Consider the following 15,551-nt stretch of genomic DNA (forward strand, 5'->3'; position numbering starts at 1 on the left):
TCGTATCGCACATGGGCCGCGTAGAGCGCAGCCACGCAGGGCGTGGCTCTACCGGTGTTCGTATCGCACATGGGGCGCGTAGAGCGCAGCCACGCAGGGCGTGGCTCTACCGGCGTTCGTATCGCACATGGGCCGCGTAGAGCGCAGCCACGCAGGGCGTGGCTCTACCGGCGTTCGTATCGAACATGGGCCGTAGAGCCACGCCCTGCGTGGCTGCGGCACCGGTCGGCTATTTGTCGAAACCCAGGATCAACGGATCGTGGTCCGAACTGCGCCACGGGCCTGCCACGTTGCGGTCGCGGTAGCCCACGTCGTCGGCTTCGTCGGCATTGATATGCCACTCGGCCGCGCCGCGCAGGCGCTTGGCCATGCCCGGGCTGAGCAGCGCATGGTCGAGGCGGCCGGTCATGCCGTTGTAGACATAACTGTAGGGACGCTCGACCTTGGCCACGGCGAAGGCATCGCGCCAGCCGGCGTCGTGCAGGGTGCGGACCGGCGCTTCCATCGCATAGGCGTTGAAGTCGCCCAGCAGGATCGCGTCCGCGGTGCCGGCATGGGTCGGGTCGGTGGCCAGCCACTGGTTGAGCAGGCGGGCCGATTCGACGCGGGTGGCGTTCCAGCAGGCCTGGCCGTCGTTCTGGTCGGCGTCGGCAGCGCTGGCCTCGGAGCAGCCCTTGGACTTGAAGTGGTTGGCGACCACCACGAACGGGGCGCCCTTGCCCGCCCGGAACGCCTGCGCCAGCGGCACGCGGCTGTGCGGACCGAACGGCGCGGTGTCCAGCACGGCCGGCGCGCCGACCGGGGTGACGCGCGAGGCGCGGTAGATGATGCCGACCCGGATCGGATTCTCGCCCGGGCCCTTGCCGGCGTCGATGAAGCGCCAGTCCGCGTCCTTGCCCCGGTTGGCGTTGAGCGCGCCGACGAATTCGGCGATGGCCGACTGCGGGCCGTAGCCGTCGTTCTCCAGCTCCATCAGCGCCGCCACGTCCGCGCCGAGGGCGTTGATGGTGGCCACCAGCTTGGCGGTCTGCGCCTGGTGTTCGGCCTGGGTGCGGGCGCCGCGCAGGGTCGGGTAACCGCCGCCCTGGCCGTCGCCGTTGAAGAAGTTTTCCAGGTTGAAGGCCGCCACCTTGAGCGCGCCCGGTACAGCCGGGGCGGCCGGGCGTGCCAGCGCCGGCAGCGTCAACGGCGTGGTGACCTGCAGGCGCGGGGTGCCCTTGGCATCCACGTGCACGATGCCTTCCACATTGCGCAGCACGGTGCCGGTACGCAGGGTGGCGCCGGCCGGCAGGTACGCCACCGGGCCGGGATCGCGCGCGGTGCTGCCGTCATCGAGCAGCAGGCGGCGGCGCTGGTTCTCGGCAATGACCTTGGCGTGCGCGTCAGTGCCGGGGGCGGCCACTTCGCTGGGCTGCCAGAGGCGACCCTCGAAGGCCACGGTGAGTTCGCCGAAGCGGGTCAGGCCGTCGGTACCGGCCAGGGTGAGCGGCGCGGCGATGCGCACGTGCTGGCCGTCCAGCGCGCGCCAGTCGGCGGGCGCGGCGGTGAGGGTGACGGTGGCGGAGGTCGCCGGGGTCGATGCGGTCGGGTGTGGCTGCGGCTGGGCCTGGGCGAACGCGGTGGCGGGCAGCATCAGCGACAGGGCAAGAGCGAGGGAGCGACGGCGCATCGACGGCGATTCCGGAAACGGGTGCACAGGGTAATGCGGAATTGTGGCGGTGGCGTGGTGGGCGGAGCGGTTGGCCTGACCCGGCAAATCGGGCGATCCCGGACCCGTAGTGCCACGCCCTGCGTGGCAGATGTCGGGCGTGGCGGGGTTCACGCAGCCACGCAGGGCGCGGCTCTACGTGGAATGTTGGGCGTGGCGGGGTTCGCGCAGCCACGCAGGGCGTGGCTCTACGTGGAATCTGGGCGTGGCGGGGTTCGCCGCAGCCACGCAGGGCGTGGCTCTACGTGGGTTATTTCAGGTTCGCCAACATCCAATCCACGGTGGCGTGGATCTGCTCTTCGGTCAGCGCCGGGTTGCCGCCCTTGGGCGGCATGATCCCGCCATCGGGGCCGGTGTAACCCTCGGTGGCGTGCTTGTAGAGGGTGTCCTTGCCCTGGGCGAGGCGCTCATCCCAGTGGGCGTGGTCCAGCGTGGGCGCCTGGCCCACACCGGTGGTGTGGCAGGCCGTGCACAGGTTGTCGAAGATCACCTTGCCGTCGGTGGTGCCACCGTAGGCCACCTGCGAGGCGGCCTTGGCCAGGGCGGCCGCCTTGGCTGCCGCCTGGTCGGCGGCACCGGTGCTGCCGGCATAGACCGCGCCGGCGGGGGCAATGCGCAGTTCGGTGCGCTTGGCCGCCTGGGGCGAGATTTCAGGGGGAATGCGGGTGTGCAGGTACGCGGCGAACAGGATCAATCCGAGCGTTATGGCCATCAACAGCGCGATGACCATGGAGAAGCGTTTCAGGAACTCGAGGTCGTAATTCCGCACTCTCTATACCCCTGGCTGGTAGTCGTTGGACCACGGCTTGTCGGTCGAGTATGACCAGCGGCGGCGGCGCTCTGCAAGCCGCCGCCGGCTGCCGCAATGCAGCATCGGTCGCCGGTCAGCCGCCGGCGGCGCGCAGGCAGAACACGCAGATGGATTCAACCAGTGCATCTTCGTCCCCGTGCGCGTCGCGGCTGGGGGCGGTCGGCCCCACCAGCGCCTCGGTGAACGCACCAACGATGCAGGCGGCAGCGACATGGGTGTCCTGCGCCGGGAAGGTGCCCGCCTCGACGCCATCGGCGACGATGCGCCGGAACACCTCACCGAACAGACGGCGGCAGCGGATGCGCTCGGCTTCCACTTCCGGGTCCACCGGTTCGGCGATGAAGGCATACGCCAGGCCGGGGCCGGCCAGGGCGCGGCGCACGAAGGCGGTGATGGCCCGGCGCAGGCGCTCGGGCGCGGGCAGCGGCTCGGCGGCAATGGCCTCGAAGATGCGCAGCTCGTGCTCCACCGCGGCGGTCAGCACCTCCACGAACAGCTCGGCCTTGGACGGGAAGTGCCGGTAGATCAACCCGGTGGAGACCCCCGCCTCGGCCGCCACGGCGGTCACCGGCGCATTGCGGTAGCCGCCCGCCGCCACCAGGGCACGGGTGGCCAGCAGGATCCGTTCACGGGCTCCGGCCAGGCGTTCTTCCATCAGGGGCGAGCGTTTGTAGGCCATTTGTTGATTCTATGTTCAATTTTTGAATTTGTGTTCACTTTTGCCCCGGCGAGGGCTAGGCTGGGCGCATTCGACCCCATCCAGCCGTTGCGGAGCCGCCTCATGCACGTCCCCACCATGAACTTCGACCTCGGCGAAGAGATCGACATGCTCCGCCAGAGCGTGGCCCATTTTGCCTCGGTGGAGATCGCGCCGCTGGCCGCCAAGGCCGACGAGGAGAACCTGTTCCCGCACCCGCTGTGGCGCAAGCTCGGCGAACAGGGCCTGCTCGGCCTGACCGTGGAAGAAGAATACGGCGGCAGCGGCATGGGTTACCTGGCCCATGTGGTGGCGATGGAGGAAATCTCGCGCGCGTCGGGCGGCATCGGCCTGTCGTACGGCGCACACTCGAACCTGTGCGTGAACCAGCTGCGCAAGAACGGCACCGAAGAACAGAAGCAGCGCTTCCTGCCCGGCCTGTGCAGCGGCGAAAAGGTCGGCGCGCTGGCGATGAGCGAACCGGGCGCAGGCTCGGACGTGGTGTCGATGAAGCTGCGCGCGGACAAGCGTGGCGACCACTATGTGCTCAACGGCAACAAGATGTGGATCACCAACGGCCCCGACGCCGATGTGCTGGTGGTGTACGCCAAGACCGACCCGGACGCCGGCGCCAAGGGCATCACCGCGTTCCTGGTGGAGAAAGGCATGAAGGGCTTCTCCACCGCGCAGAAGCTGGACAAGCTGGGCATGCGCGGCTCCAACACCTGCGAGCTGGTGTTCGAAGACTGCGAAGTGCCCGAGGCCAACGTGCTGGGCACGGTGGGTGGCGGGGTGAAGGTGCTGATGTCCGGGCTGGACTACGAGCGCGTGGTGCTGTCCGGCGGTCCGCTGGGCCTGATGGCGGCGGGCATGGACGTGGTGATGCCCTACGTGCACGAGCGCAAGCAGTTCGGCGAGGCGATCGGTACGTTCCAGCTGATCCAGGCCAAGCTGGCCGACATGTACGTGGGCCTCAATGCGTGCCGCGCGTATGTCTACGCGGTGGCACGCGCCTGCGACCAGGGCCGTACCACCCGCCAGGACGCGGCCGGTGCGATCCTGTATTCGGCCGAGAAAGCGACCTGGCTCACCGGCCAGGCCATCCAGATCCTGGGCGGCAACGGCTACATCAACGAGTACCCGACCGGACGCCTGTGGCGCGACGCCAAGCTGTATGAGATCGGCGCCGGCACCTCGGAAATCCGCCGCATGCTGATCGGTCGCGAACTGTTCCAGCGCACCAAGTAAGGGCCCACCCCCATGACGGTATTGAGCACGCAGCTGCAACCGGGCAGCGAGACCTTTGAAGCCAACCGCGCCGCGCTGCAGGCCGTGGTGGACGACCTGCGCGCCACCCTGGCGCAGACCGCGCTGGGCGGCAGCGAGGCGGCGCGGCAGAAACACACGGCGCGCGGCAAGCTGCTGGTGCGTGACCGCATCGATGCCCTGCTCGACCCCGGCAGCGCGTTCCTGGAGATCGCGCCGCTGGCCGCACACGGCATGTATGGCGATCCGATTCCCAGCGCCGGCGTGGTGGCCGGGATCGGCCGCGTGTCGGGCGTGGAATGCGTGATCGTGGCCAACGATGCCACGGTCAAGGGCGGCACCTATTACCCGATGACGGTGAAGAAGCACCTGCGTGCGCAGGAAGTGGCCGAACAGAACCGGCTGCCGTGCATCTACCTGGTCGACTCCGGCGGCGCGTTCCTGCCGCTGCAGGATGAGGTGTTCCCGGACCGCGACCATTTCGGCCGGATCTTCTACAACCAGGCCAATCTCTCCGCGCAGGGCATTCCGCAGATCGCCTGCGTGATGGGCTCGTGCACCGCCGGCGGCGCCTACGTGCCGGCGATGAGCGATGAGACGGTGATCGTGCGCGAACAGGGCACCATCTTCCTCGGCGGCCCGCCGCTGGTGAAGGCCGCCACCGGTGAAGTGGTCACCGCCGAAGAACTCGGTGGCGCGGACGTGCATACGCGCATTTCCGGCGTGGCCGACCACATGGCCGACAACGACCTGCAGGCCTTGGCGCGGGTCCGCGCGATCATCGCCCAGCTCAACTGGCGCAAGCCGGAGCCCACCCTGGCGATGCAGGCACCGGTCGAGCCGCGCTACAGCGCTGACGAGCTGTATGGCGTGATTCCCGCCGATACGCGCAAGCCCTACGACGTGCGCGAAGTGATCATGCGCGTGGTGGACGACTCGCGCTTCGACGAATTCAAGCCGCGCTACGGCAACACGCTGGTCACCGGCTTCGCACACCTGCACGGCTACCCGGTGGGCATCATCGCCAACAACGGCATCCTGTTCTCGGAGTCGGCGCTGAAGGGTGCGCATTTCATCGAACTGTGCACGCAGCGCGGCATTCCGCTGGTGTTCCTGCAGAACATCACCGGGTTCATGGTGGGCCGCAAGTACGAACACGGCGGCATCGCCAAGGACGGTGCCAAGCTGGTGATGGCGGTGGCCTGCGCGAAGGTGCCCAAGTTCACCGTGGTGATCGGCGGTTCGTTCGGGGCCGGCAACTACGGCATGTGCGGCCGCGCCTACTCGCCCAACTTCCTGTGGATGTGGCCGAACGCGCGCATCGGCGTGATGGGCGGCGAACAGGCCGCCAGCGTTTTGGCCACGGTCAAGCGCGATGGTATCGAGGCCAAGGGTGGTCAGTGGTCTGCGGACGAGGAGGACGGCTTCAAGGCGCCGATCCGCGAACAGTTCGAGCAGCAGGGCCACCCCTATTACGCCAGCGCGCGGCTGTGGGACGACGGCGTGATCGATCCGGCCGATACGCGCCGCGTGCTGGGCCTGGCGTTGTCGGCCAGCCTCAACGCACCGGCGCGGAAGACCGGATTCGGCGTGTTCCGCATGTAACGCACGGGCGGTGCCGCAGGGCACCGCCGCCCCTGGCCTGCGCAACGAGACTTCCATGTTCACCAAGATCCTGATCGCCAACCGTGGCGAAATCGCCTGCCGCATCATCGCCACCTGCCGCCGGCTGGGCATTGCCACCGTGGCGGTGTACTCCGACGCGGACCGCAACGCGCGCCATGTGCGGCTGGCCGACGAAGCCGTGGGCATCGGCCCGGCGCCGGCACGCGAGAGCTACCTGCGCGCGGAGGCCATCCTGGACGCGGCACGCCGTACCGGCGCGCAGGCGATCCACCCGGGCTACGGGTTCCTGTCCGAGAACGCCGGCTTCGCGCAGGCCTGCGCCGAGGCCGGCATTGTCTTCATCGGTCCCTCCGCTGCGGCGATCCGCGCGATGGGCGACAAGAGCGCGGCCAAGGCGCTGATGGCGCAGGCCGGCGTGCCGTTGACGCCGGGCTACCACGGCGATGCACAGGACCCGGCGTTCCTGCGCGGCCAGGCCGATGGCATCGGCTACCCGGTGCTGATCAAGGCCAGCGCGGGCGGCGGCGGCAAGGGCATGCGCAAAGTGGAGGACAGCGCGGCGTTCACCGAAGCGCTGGCCAGCTGCCAGCGCGAGGCGCAGTCGGCATTCGGCAATGCGCACGTGCTGGTGGAAAAGTACGTGGAGCGGCCGCGGCATATCGAGATCCAGGTGTTCGGCGACAGCCACGGCAACGTGGTGTACCTGTTCGAGCGCGACTGCTCGGTGCAGCGCCGCCACCAGAAGGTGCTGGAAGAAGCGCCCGCCCCGGGCATGACACCCGAGCGTCGTGCCGCGATGGGCAAGGCGGCGGTGGATGCGGCGCGCGCGGTGAACTATGTGGGCGCCGGCACGGTGGAGTTCATCGCCGGCCCCGAAGGCGATTTCTACTTCATGGAAATGAACACCCGCCTGCAGGTGGAGCACCCGGTGACCGAATGCATCACCGGCACCGACCTGGTGGAGTGGCAGCTGCGCGTGGCCAGCGGCGAGCCGCTGCCGCTGCGGCAGGAGCAGCTGCAGATCAACGGGCACGCGCTGGAAGCACGCCTGTATGCCGAGGACGCCGACCGCGGCTTCCTGCCCTCCACCGGCACGCTGCGCCACCTGCGCATGCCCGCCGCCAGCGCGCACGTGCGCGTGGATGCGGGTGTCGAGGAGGGCGATGCGATCACCCCGTTCTACGACCCGATGATTGCCAAGCTGATCGTCTGGGACGTGGACCGCGATGCGGCGCTGCGCCGCATGCAGCAGGCGCTGGCCGAGTGCGAGGTGGTGGGCGTCACCACCAACGCGGCCTTCCTGCGCCGGCTGGTGATGACCGATTCGTTCGCGCAGGCAAAGCTGGATACCGCGCTGATCGAACGCGAGCAGGCCGCGCTGGCGCCGCATCACGGTGAGACCGACGCGGGCCTGTGGGCGCTGGCGGCGGTGGCGGCGGTAGCCACGGATGCAGCGGCGGCGGTGGATGCGCGCGACCCGCACTCCCCGTGGCAGGCACGCGATGGCTGGCGGCTGGGCCAGCGCGCGGCGCGCCGGCTGACGCTGGAGCATCGCGGCGGCCAGCAGGACGTGGCGATTGAAGGGCACGGCGAGGCCTGGTCGATCGAGGTGGGCGGCACCACGGTCGCAGCCCAGGGCCGGATGACCGGCGACCGGCTGGCGTTGCAGGCAGGAGAGACCCTGCACCGCGCCCGCGTGGTCCGCGATGGCAGCGAGCTGTACCTGTTCGGCAGCGACGGCGTGCAGCGCTTCACCCTGCATGACCCGGTCAGCGAAGCCGACCAGGCCGTGGCCGACGCCGGCAGCCTGGTGGCGCCGATGCCGGGTCGCATCGTCGCCACGCTGCTGGCGCCGGGCACCCGGGTGGTACGCGGTACGCCGCTGCTGGTGCTGGAGGCGATGAAGATGGAGCACACCCTGCAGGCCCCGGCCGACGGCACGGTGCAGGGTTACCGGGTCAAAGCCGGCGACCAGGTGGGCGACGGCGCGGTGCTGGTGGATTTCGAGGCCACGTAATCGCGTTGCCGGAACGAAGAGCGGACACGCATGGCGTGTCCCTACGCATCAACGTAGTGACACCCCATGGGTGTCATCGCAGCGCCGGATCACGACGTGCGCTCACTGCCGCAACGTAGCGTCCGACACCGTGTCATGCACGTTCAACGGCTGCATGAGCTGCGTATTGGCGATCTCGGCGATCGCCCTGCCCCGGTTCTCGAACAGCCACTCGTTCTGCTTCTGGAACGCGGCGGCATCGCCAAGCCGGCGGTAGGCCTCGCGCAGCGCGACATGCGCCTGCACCGGTTCGCTGCCGTCCAGCAGCGGCTGCAGCAGCGCCACCGACTGCGCCGGCGCGTCACGGCCAATCTGCTGCATGGCCAGCACCACCGCGCGCCACTTGCCGATCATTGGATTCTTCTGCGTCACCACCTGCGCGTCGAACTCGGCCAGCAGCCGGTCAGCCAGCGGATGGTCGCCCGCTCGCTGCGCGAGGTAGACCAGCGACAGCAGCCGCAACACGCGGTCGGGCATGCTCGGGTGGGTCGTTTCGGCCAGCAGCGGCCGCAACTGCATGGCGATGTCGGCCAGCGCCCTGGCCTCGCCCTGCTGGCACGCGGTGTCCACCACGGCCCGCATCAGCGCGGCATGCACGCGGAAATCGGGCGAGCTGGGCGCCGGTTCCGACGACAGCGCGTCCACCATGCCCGTGCAGTCATCCTGGTCGGCGGCCAGCAGGACCCGGACCCGGACATTCATCAGGGCCTGCAGTTCATCGCGGGGCTTTGCCAGCTTCGTCAGCAGCAGCTGTGCGTCCTTGTAGCGACGCATGGCGATCAGGACGTCCGCCTGGGGGTCACTGGCCTGCCGCCCGGTCAACTGCTCGGACAGCTGGAAGCTGCGCAGCGCTTCGTCGTAACGGTTGGTGGCCAACTGGATCCAACCCAGGTGCGCGATCGGATAGGCACGCATCGGGTCCTGCGGTACGGCGGCGGCGCGCGCGTAACGCTCCGACTCGTCATAGCGGTTGTCCAGCAGCAGGTACCAGGAGGTGTTGGACAGCCCGGCGTAGGAGTCCGGATAGATGTCGGCCAGCACCCGCCAATCGTCCAGGGGCCAGGCGTCGGCACTCAGCTCGTTGGTCCAGGCCTTGAGGTACAGCCGTTCGCGGTGCGGTAGACGTTGATGCACCGCCAGCGCACGCGCCAGGTGCGGCTGGGCTTCGGCACGCTTTTCCACCCGCACCAGCAGTTTTGCCAGCCCCATGTGCGCCAGGGCAAAGTCGGGATCGGCATCCAGCGCCGCTTCGTAGAGCTTGGCTGATTCGGTGAAACGCCGGCGGCCGAGCGCGCTTTCCGCAAGTGCGAAGGATTTCAGCGCCTGCAGGTTGGCGGTGGAGGCCTGTGGCAGCGGTACCGATTGCCGTACCGACGCCACCGACTCACCCAGCCCGGCCCGCAGCCGGCCCACCACGTCATCCACGGCCGTCATGACGCCCTTGTCGCTGGCCGCCTCCGCCCGGTAGCTTTCCACCACCGCGCGACTTGCCGGGTCGAACAGGTCCACGCTGATGACGTAGTGTCCGCTCATACGGCGAATGCTCGGGGCCAGCACCATCCGCGCGCCTTCACGCGCGGCGACGTCGCTCGCCAACGCGACATCCAGCGGCCGCTCGGGTGACACGCGCAACAGCTCGCGCGATTCGGTCACTTTGCTGTCGGACAGCACATTGACGTACGTCGACTGCTCCAGGCTCATCAACAACGCACGTTGCAGCGATTCGTCGAACAGCGGCTGGCCGCTTGCATTGTCCACGTCGGCCAGCACCACCCAGTCCCGTTCGGCAAAGGCGATCGCCGGTGCGGGCCGCAGCAGGACCCAGGCGCCCACGCCGACCACCGCGAGCAGGACCAGCTCGGCAGCCAACGTCGCCGGCCGGCGCCAGAAAGGTCGCCTGTGCGCTGCAGGCCGGGTTGAGGGTACGGTGTCGCCGTTCATGCGTGCAGTTCCATCAGGGCCCGGCGGTCGCGCCATGCGACCCTTGCTGCCGGTGGCCGCGCCGAGCGTATCACCATCCCCGCCCCCGCCGGACCCGACCCACCGGCCTCGCGCTCATCCGTCGACGGGCCAGACGGCGGCATTGGGGTCGAGTTCGGCCGTCGTCTTCCGTGCGTCGCGCCAGCCCAGCCCACAGATCGCCAAGGGTCCCTGGCGCATCGGGTCCAGCGACAGCAGCGCTTCGATGTCGCGCTCATTGATCGCAGAGGTGACGAAAGCCCCCAGCCCCTGCGCGGTCGCAGCGGTGTACAGCGCCTGCGATACGTGCCCGGCATCAAGCACCATGGCACGGTGCACCTTGCTGTGGTTGCGGTACTTCCACAGGCTGCGCTCGAACCTGCACACCAGCAGCACCAGTGCCGGCGCGTCGGCAAACCAGTGTTGCCCGGCCAGCAGGTCCTGGGCGTGCGGCAGTGTGCCTCCGGGGGGCTCGATCCAGCGAAGCTCGTGGCGCACGGGGTGATAGTGGTAGAGACCCGGCGCCACGCCCTCCACGTTGCGCAGCAGCAGGTACGCTTCGGTCGGGTGCAGGCTGCCTGCAGAGGGCACATGCTTCTTCAGGAACGTGAGGCCCGGCACGGGCTCGACGCTTCCCTGCGCCTGCAGGGTCTGTTGCAGCACGCTGGAGAGGACTGCCAGCGGCAGCGCGCGCTGTCGGTCGAAGTTGCGGCAGGTGACGCGACGCGCCAGCAGCTGCTGCAGTTCGTCGGCCGGCACGGGCGGCAACGGCACGGCGGGAGCCAGCCCCACCGCATCCAGGGTGGCGGGGGGTGCCGATCCCAGGGTGCGCTGCAGATCGGCGGGCGTCACCATCTGGTTGCGCTGCATGTCGGCCACGCTGTCCACGCCCTGCCAGCGCGACTGCCGATGGTGCACGGCGGCCAGTGGCCACCAGTAGCTGCGTCGCAGGGTCTGGTCTTCGCGCGCAACGGTAGCGCCAGCCGCCTCCGGCGCATCGCTGAGCAGCAGGCCTTTGGCCAGCAGTTCACACACGATCGCCGCCTCCCCCGGCTCGTCCGGCAGTGGCTGCCAGCGCTCGGCACTGCATTGCAGAAGCCACGCTGCCTGTGCCGGGCTGACCACCCTGTGGCCATCGAGATGGCCGGTCCAGGCTCGAATCTCCGTACGCAGCACCATGCCGTCGCCGCCTTGGAACAGGCTGGCAAGGTCAAAACGGGGAATCTCACAAGGCTCGAGGAACAGGGTGCTGCAGCGTCTGACGTTCATGCGGTTTCGGTAAGTGGAGGATACGTGCGGAACGCGATGACGAAGCAAGTTCCGCAGCGCTATGCTTGGCGCCGCTTATGCGGGATCGTCCCGCAAAAGTGTGGATAACAGGGGATCCCAATGAACAGTTCAAACGAAGAGAAAGTTGCGCACCCGCCGCTGCCGGATACCATCGCCAACCACTTGCTGGACCTGCTGGCGAACGACGACGCGTTCCGCGCCGTGTTCGCCGCAGATCCGCATGCGGCCTTGATCGCCGCCGGACTGACCGACAAGCAGGCCGACGCGGCGCTGCTTGGGCCTTCTTGCCTGCGGGTAAGCTCGCTGGCGAGCAAGGAAGCCATCGCTGATGCACGCGACCGGCTCAAGCACAGCCTGACCTCGGAAGGAGCCCACACCGTGGTGTTCTGCTTCGACGACAAGGCCTGATGCCGTCATCCGCTGGTCGCAGCAGAAGCTTCGGCCAGCGGAACGTCCACCACGTTCATCACCACGAACGCCTGGGCGCCCACCGGGTCGGCATATGCCTTCCCCCGATGCCGCGACAGCCAACGGGTCTGCGCGGCCGCTCCCTGACTGTCGCCGGCGGCGGTCATGGCGTCGCGCATGGCCACGTGCCATTGCACTATGTCGGTCGCCTTGTCGAGTGGTCGCAACTGCTCTATGGCCCGCGCAGGCTGCCCCGCAAGACGCCACTGGTCGGCATGCACTACCGCCATCATCGCCATGCTGCGCGAATGGCCGGACAGGACGACCACCTGCTCCAGGCGCTTCATCGTTTCCGGGAGTACTGGCTGCTGGGCGAAACGTTGGCTTAGGCGCGCAGACGCCAGCGCTATCCCCACCAGGTCATCGCGTTCACCGGCACCGGCGTGCTCGGCCGCATGCAGCATCTCTTCGGTCAGCACCTGCAGTTCCCTGCGTGAAGGGGGGGCAGCGGTACCGAACCGTGCCGCCAGCTCACCGATGCGTAGCGGGCCACTGATAACCACGTTGGGAGTTGTCCCGGTCAGGGCCAGTCCGTCCCGGGCGACTTTGACTGCGGCCTCGGCGCGCCGTGCATCCATCAATGCCGCCGTCCATTCGATGTGCAGCAACGGATCGCCAGGTTCTTCCCTGCCCCGCTTCTGCAATATCGCCAGTGCCGCCTCGGTTTCGCCCTGCGCGGCCAGTGCCGCGGCATGACGCCTGCCGGGCAGTGAACCGCTTATCCGCTCGGCGTCGGTGAATGCGGCCTTTGCGTGCCCGAACTCACCACGGGTGAGGTGGATGCGGCCGACCAGATCGCGGCCTACGTAGCGCAGCGGTTCCTTGGATGCAGCCACTCTGCCCGCTGCGAGGAAGGATGCATCCAAGTTGCCGATAAGGTATTCGGCCCACGCGTAGTTGTGTTGCGCACCGATTACGTCGGGATATATCTGCGCCAGCACCCGCCATTTCTCTGGTGCGTTTCGCGAAGGATGCGGCTCGAATTCGGCCGTCCACGCATCGATGTAGAGCCGGTCGCGGGTTGGCAGGTGCGAGCGGAGCGAGGCGGCCTTGCGCAGGTACGGCTCACCGCGATCGGCTTCGGCCTGGCTGACGTAGGTACGCATGATGCCTGCGTAGGCCAGTGCGAACTCAGGGTCGACCTCCACCGCCTTCTGGAACAACGCGCGCGCGTCATCCAATCGTCGCTCACTGTAAGCCTTGATGCCGATCGCATAGATTTTCAGCGCATCGAGGTTGTCGGTGGTGACGTCCGGCAGCGCCTCAGAGGCTTGGCGAATGGCATCTTCCGATTCACCGAGGCGATCACGCAGTCCGACGGTGACGTTGTCCACCGACGCCAGCAGCCCATCGAGGCTACGCGCATCACGCGCCAGCACATAGATGGTGCTCTGATTCGACGGATCGATCACTTCGATGCTGATCCGCAAACGGCCACCGATCTCGGCGACGCTGGGCAGGATCACGGCTCGCGCACCATCACGCAGTGCCACTTCACTAGCAAGATTGCGATCGATGCGCGCGCGTGCCGCCACCCGCATGCGCGACAGGGTCTCACGGGCTTTCATCTCGCTGATCACGTTGACGTAGCGCGACTGCTCCAGGCTGATGCGGAAGGCCTGCTGCAGCGAATCGTCGAGAAGCGCATTGCCCGTCAGGTTCTGCATGTCGGCCATTACCACCCAGTCACGCTCGGCGAAGGCGATGGCCGGTTCCGGGCGCAGCAGCACCCATCCGCCCACGGCGAGCATCGCCGCTACGGCCACCTCGGCGGCCAGTGCTGCGGGCTGTCGCCACAGGGGAATGTCGCGGCGAGCCTTGGCGGTGGCGCGCGGCATGCGCAGGGGCGTGAAACCGACCTCGCCGACCTCGATCACTTCCTGCGTGGTGGGAATCCCCTTGAAGCGCCAGCGGCCGTGCGACTTCCATACAAGACGGTCGGCACGCTCGCCCAGTTCAGAGGTGGCGCGCCGGGTCAGCGATTCGGCCACCGCCGACAGCAGGATCTGCCCGGGCCGCGCCAGGGTCATCAGGCGCGCGGCCATCGGCTTGGCCAGGCCCTCGACCTCCAGCGACTTGGCGCCGGCCTTGATGGCCTCGGCACTGTTTTCCCAGGTCAGCACTTCGCCCACATGCAGGCCCGCGCGGGCGCGCAGTTCAACGCCGCGCTCCCGCCCGAGCTGCTGCAGGCCGCGCTGGTAGTCCAGGGCGAAACCCAGCCCGTCGATGGTGCGTTCGAACAACAGGAACAACCCGTCCGAGCGATCGATCTGGTGACCGTTCCACTGCTGCTGAAGTGTCAGCACCAACCGGTCGTGCTGCTGGAACAGCTCGGCGGCGGCGGTGTCGCCGATGCGCTCGACCAGCACTACCGAATCGCACAGGTCGGTGAACAGCAGCGCGCGCAGCTGGGGGGCCTGGGTCGACGTTCCGATGTCGCCATTCATGCGGGAGTTCCGTCAGGGCTTGGCGGTCGCGGCACGCGACCAGTGCAGCCGGTTGCCGCCCAGGCGCTTGGCCTGGTACAGCGCATTGTCGGCGCGAGCGTACCACTCGCTCCAGTCGCTTTGGGGGTCCAGCAGGCACACGCCGATACTGACCGGGCACACGTGGGGCTGGCCGGTGGCACGCCCCATCAAACCATGCACGGCACTGAGGATGAACTCGGCGGCATGCTGCAGGGTGTCCGGGTCGGCGCCACGCAGCAGCAGGCAGAACTCGTCCCCGCCCAGCCGGCAGGCGCGGTCCTGCTCGGTGGCCAGCGAACGCAGGATGTTGGCCACGCTCTGCAGCACGCGGTCGCCGGCCTGGTGGCCGTATTCGTCGTTGACCTGCTTGAACTGGTCGCAGTCGATCAGCAGCAGGCCCTGCGGTGCCGCGGCGTGGTGGCTGCGGCATTCCTGCAGGTACAGCGCGAGACCCCGCCGGTTGTGCAGGCCGGTCAGTTCGTCGGTACCGACCAGCTCGCGGGTGTGGGTGAGCTGGTGGGTGGTGACGTAAAGGTTGTCCAGCGCCGCTTCCAGGTCATGGTTGCGCCGGCGCAGCTGGCGGATCAGGACCTGTTCGTTGCTGACCACGCGCATGATCGTGCGCCGCAGGAAGTAGGCCACCAGGCCCGGGTCACGATCGACCAGGCGCTGGAAGTCGCCATGGCTGAGCTCGAGCACCACGCTGTCGGTGGTGGCCTGTGCGTCGGCGCTGCGCGGATGGTCGCCGATCAGCAGGCCGAGTTCACCGAAGAATTCATGCGGCCCCAGCGACTTGACCACCAGGTCCTCGCCGAAGTCGAGCTCGATGCCGCCACTGACGATGACATACATGGTGTCGCCACCCTGGTTGCGCAGGAACAGGTGTTCCCCCGCATGCAGATGGCGTTGCTGGCCGAACTCGGCGAACAGGGCGAACTCACCCGCGCTCAGTACGGCATGCACAATGTCAGCCATCGCGGTCTGGGCGATGCCTGGTTCTGGTTCGCACACATTCGTCGCAAACTTGCCGGTCATCACAACACCCGCTTCCCAGCGTCCCCCGGTGAGCAGATGAGGATAGCACTCCTTTAAAGTGTGCGCCTCATCACAATTCCATTCCCAGGCGCCCAAAAATTGCCCGGCGCTCCGGCCCATTCCTCCCTTACGCGGCAACCGGGTTGAACCGGCCATTCCCTACCGCA

Annotated in this window: 11 protein-coding genes; 4 read left to right on the top strand and 7 right to left on the bottom strand. The window is 68.1% G+C overall.

Annotated elements, in window-relative coordinates; genetic code table 11:
• Window positions 1-229: 229 nt before the first annotated feature.
• From RT456_RS02555 to RT456_RS02565, 3 genes are all read right to left on the bottom strand, one after another.
• Window positions 230-1,669: an ExeM/NucH family extracellular endonuclease gene (locus RT456_RS02555; RefSeq protein ID WP_313342070.1), complete on the bottom strand. Its 1,440-nt coding sequence runs from the start codon at window positions 1,667-1,669 to the stop codon at window positions 230-232.
• Between the two features lie 289 nt (window positions 1,670-1,958).
• Window positions 1,959-2,477, bottom strand: coding sequence for a c-type cytochrome (locus RT456_RS02560; protein WP_313342072.1), 519 nt, complete (start codon window positions 2,475-2,477; stop codon window positions 1,959-1,961).
• Window positions 2,478-2,592: 115 nt separating this feature from the next.
• Complete coding sequence (locus tag RT456_RS02565) at window positions 2,593-3,198, bottom strand: TetR/AcrR family transcriptional regulator (RefSeq protein WP_313342075.1); 606 nt, start codon at window positions 3,196-3,198, stop codon at window positions 2,593-2,595.
• Window positions 3,199-3,300: 102 nt separating this feature from the next.
• Between RT456_RS02565 and RT456_RS02570 the strand changes: the two genes are divergently transcribed.
• Genes RT456_RS02570 through RT456_RS02580 form a run of 3 tightly spaced genes read left to right on the top strand, consistent with a single transcriptional unit; the run spans window position 3,301 to window position 8,125 of the window.
• Entirely contained in the window at window positions 3,301-4,464 is a 1,164-nt protein-coding gene (locus RT456_RS02570) for an isovaleryl-CoA dehydrogenase (protein ID WP_313342078.1), read from the top strand.
• Between the two features lie 12 nt (window positions 4,465-4,476).
• Entirely contained in the window at window positions 4,477-6,087 is a 1,611-nt protein-coding gene (locus tag RT456_RS02575) for a carboxyl transferase domain-containing protein (RefSeq protein ID WP_313342081.1), read from the top strand.
• A gap of 55 nt (window positions 6,088-6,142) precedes the next feature.
• Window positions 6,143-8,125: an acetyl/propionyl/methylcrotonyl-CoA carboxylase subunit alpha gene (locus tag RT456_RS02580; RefSeq protein ID WP_313342084.1), complete on the top strand. Its 1,983-nt coding sequence runs from the start codon at window positions 6,143-6,145 to the stop codon at window positions 8,123-8,125.
• A 102-nt stretch (window positions 8,126-8,227) separates the two neighbouring features.
• Here RT456_RS02580 and RT456_RS02585 read toward each other — a convergent pair whose 3' ends face one another.
• Window positions 8,228-10,141, bottom strand: coding sequence for a putative peptide modification system cyclase (locus RT456_RS02585; RefSeq protein WP_313342087.1), 1,914 nt, complete (start codon window positions 10,139-10,141; stop codon window positions 8,228-8,230).
• A 78-nt stretch (window positions 10,142-10,219) separates the two neighbouring features.
• On the bottom strand, window positions 10,220-11,392 hold the full coding sequence (locus RT456_RS02590) for a putative peptide maturation dehydrogenase (RefSeq protein ID WP_313342090.1): 1,173 nt from the start codon (window positions 11,390-11,392) through the stop codon (window positions 10,220-10,222).
• A 120-nt stretch (window positions 11,393-11,512) separates the two neighbouring features.
• Between RT456_RS02590 and RT456_RS02595 the strand changes: the two genes are divergently transcribed.
• Window positions 11,513-11,821: an NHLP-related RiPP peptide gene (locus RT456_RS02595; RefSeq protein ID WP_313342093.1), complete on the top strand. Its 309-nt coding sequence runs from the start codon at window positions 11,513-11,515 to the stop codon at window positions 11,819-11,821.
• Between the two features lie 5 nt (window positions 11,822-11,826).
• Here RT456_RS02595 and RT456_RS02600 read toward each other — a convergent pair whose 3' ends face one another.
• Together RT456_RS02600 and RT456_RS02605 are read right to left on the bottom strand one after the other, a co-directional pair.
• A complete protein-coding gene (locus RT456_RS02600; protein WP_313342096.1) occupies window positions 11,827-14,328 on the bottom strand; it encodes a putative peptide modification system cyclase in 2,502 nt (833 codons plus the stop codon).
• 12 nt (window positions 14,329-14,340) lie between these two features.
• The gene (locus RT456_RS02605; protein ID WP_313342098.1) at window positions 14,341-15,384 is read right to left on the bottom strand and encodes a GGDEF domain-containing protein; all 1,044 of its coding nucleotides are present in this window, start codon (window positions 15,382-15,384) and stop codon (window positions 14,341-14,343) included.
• Window positions 15,385-15,551: the final 167 nt, after the last annotated feature.

Source organism: Stenotrophomonas sp., assembly GCF_032099025.1.
GTDB lineage: Bacteria > Pseudomonadota > Gammaproteobacteria > Xanthomonadales > Xanthomonadaceae > Stenotrophomonas.

What these genes read in the sequence shown, in the direction of transcription:
- RT456_RS02570 (WP_313342078.1), top strand. Translation starts at nt 3,301, where the DNA reads ATGCACGTCCCCACCATGAACTTCGACCTCGGCGAAGAGATCGACATG.
- RT456_RS02555 (WP_313342070.1), bottom strand. Translation starts at nt 1,669, where the DNA reads ATGCGCCGTCGCTCCCTCGCTCTTGCCCTGTCGCTGATGCTGCCCGCC.
- RT456_RS02585 (WP_313342087.1), bottom strand. Translation starts at nt 10,141, where the DNA reads ATGGCGCGACCGCCGGGCCCTGATGGAACTGCACGCATGAACGGCGAC.
- RT456_RS02605 (WP_313342098.1), bottom strand. Translation starts at nt 15,384, where the DNA reads ATGACCGGCAAGTTTGCGACGAATGTGTGCGAACCAGAACCAGGCATC.
- RT456_RS02565 (WP_313342075.1), bottom strand. Translation starts at nt 3,198, where the DNA reads ATGGCCTACAAACGCTCGCCCCTGATGGAAGAACGCCTGGCCGGAGCC.
- RT456_RS02595 (WP_313342093.1), top strand. Translation starts at nt 11,513, where the DNA reads ATGAACAGTTCAAACGAAGAGAAAGTTGCGCACCCGCCGCTGCCGGAT.
- RT456_RS02575 (WP_313342081.1), top strand. Translation starts at nt 4,477, where the DNA reads ATGACGGTATTGAGCACGCAGCTGCAACCGGGCAGCGAGACCTTTGAA.
- RT456_RS02590 (WP_313342090.1), bottom strand. Translation starts at nt 11,392, where the DNA reads ATGAACGTCAGACGCTGCAGCACCCTGTTCCTCGAGCCTTGTGAGATT.
- RT456_RS02580 (WP_313342084.1), top strand. Translation starts at nt 6,143, where the DNA reads ATGTTCACCAAGATCCTGATCGCCAACCGTGGCGAAATCGCCTGCCGC.
- RT456_RS02600 (WP_313342096.1), bottom strand. Translation starts at nt 14,328, where the DNA reads ATGAATGGCGACATCGGAACGTCGACCCAGGCCCCCCAGCTGCGCGCG.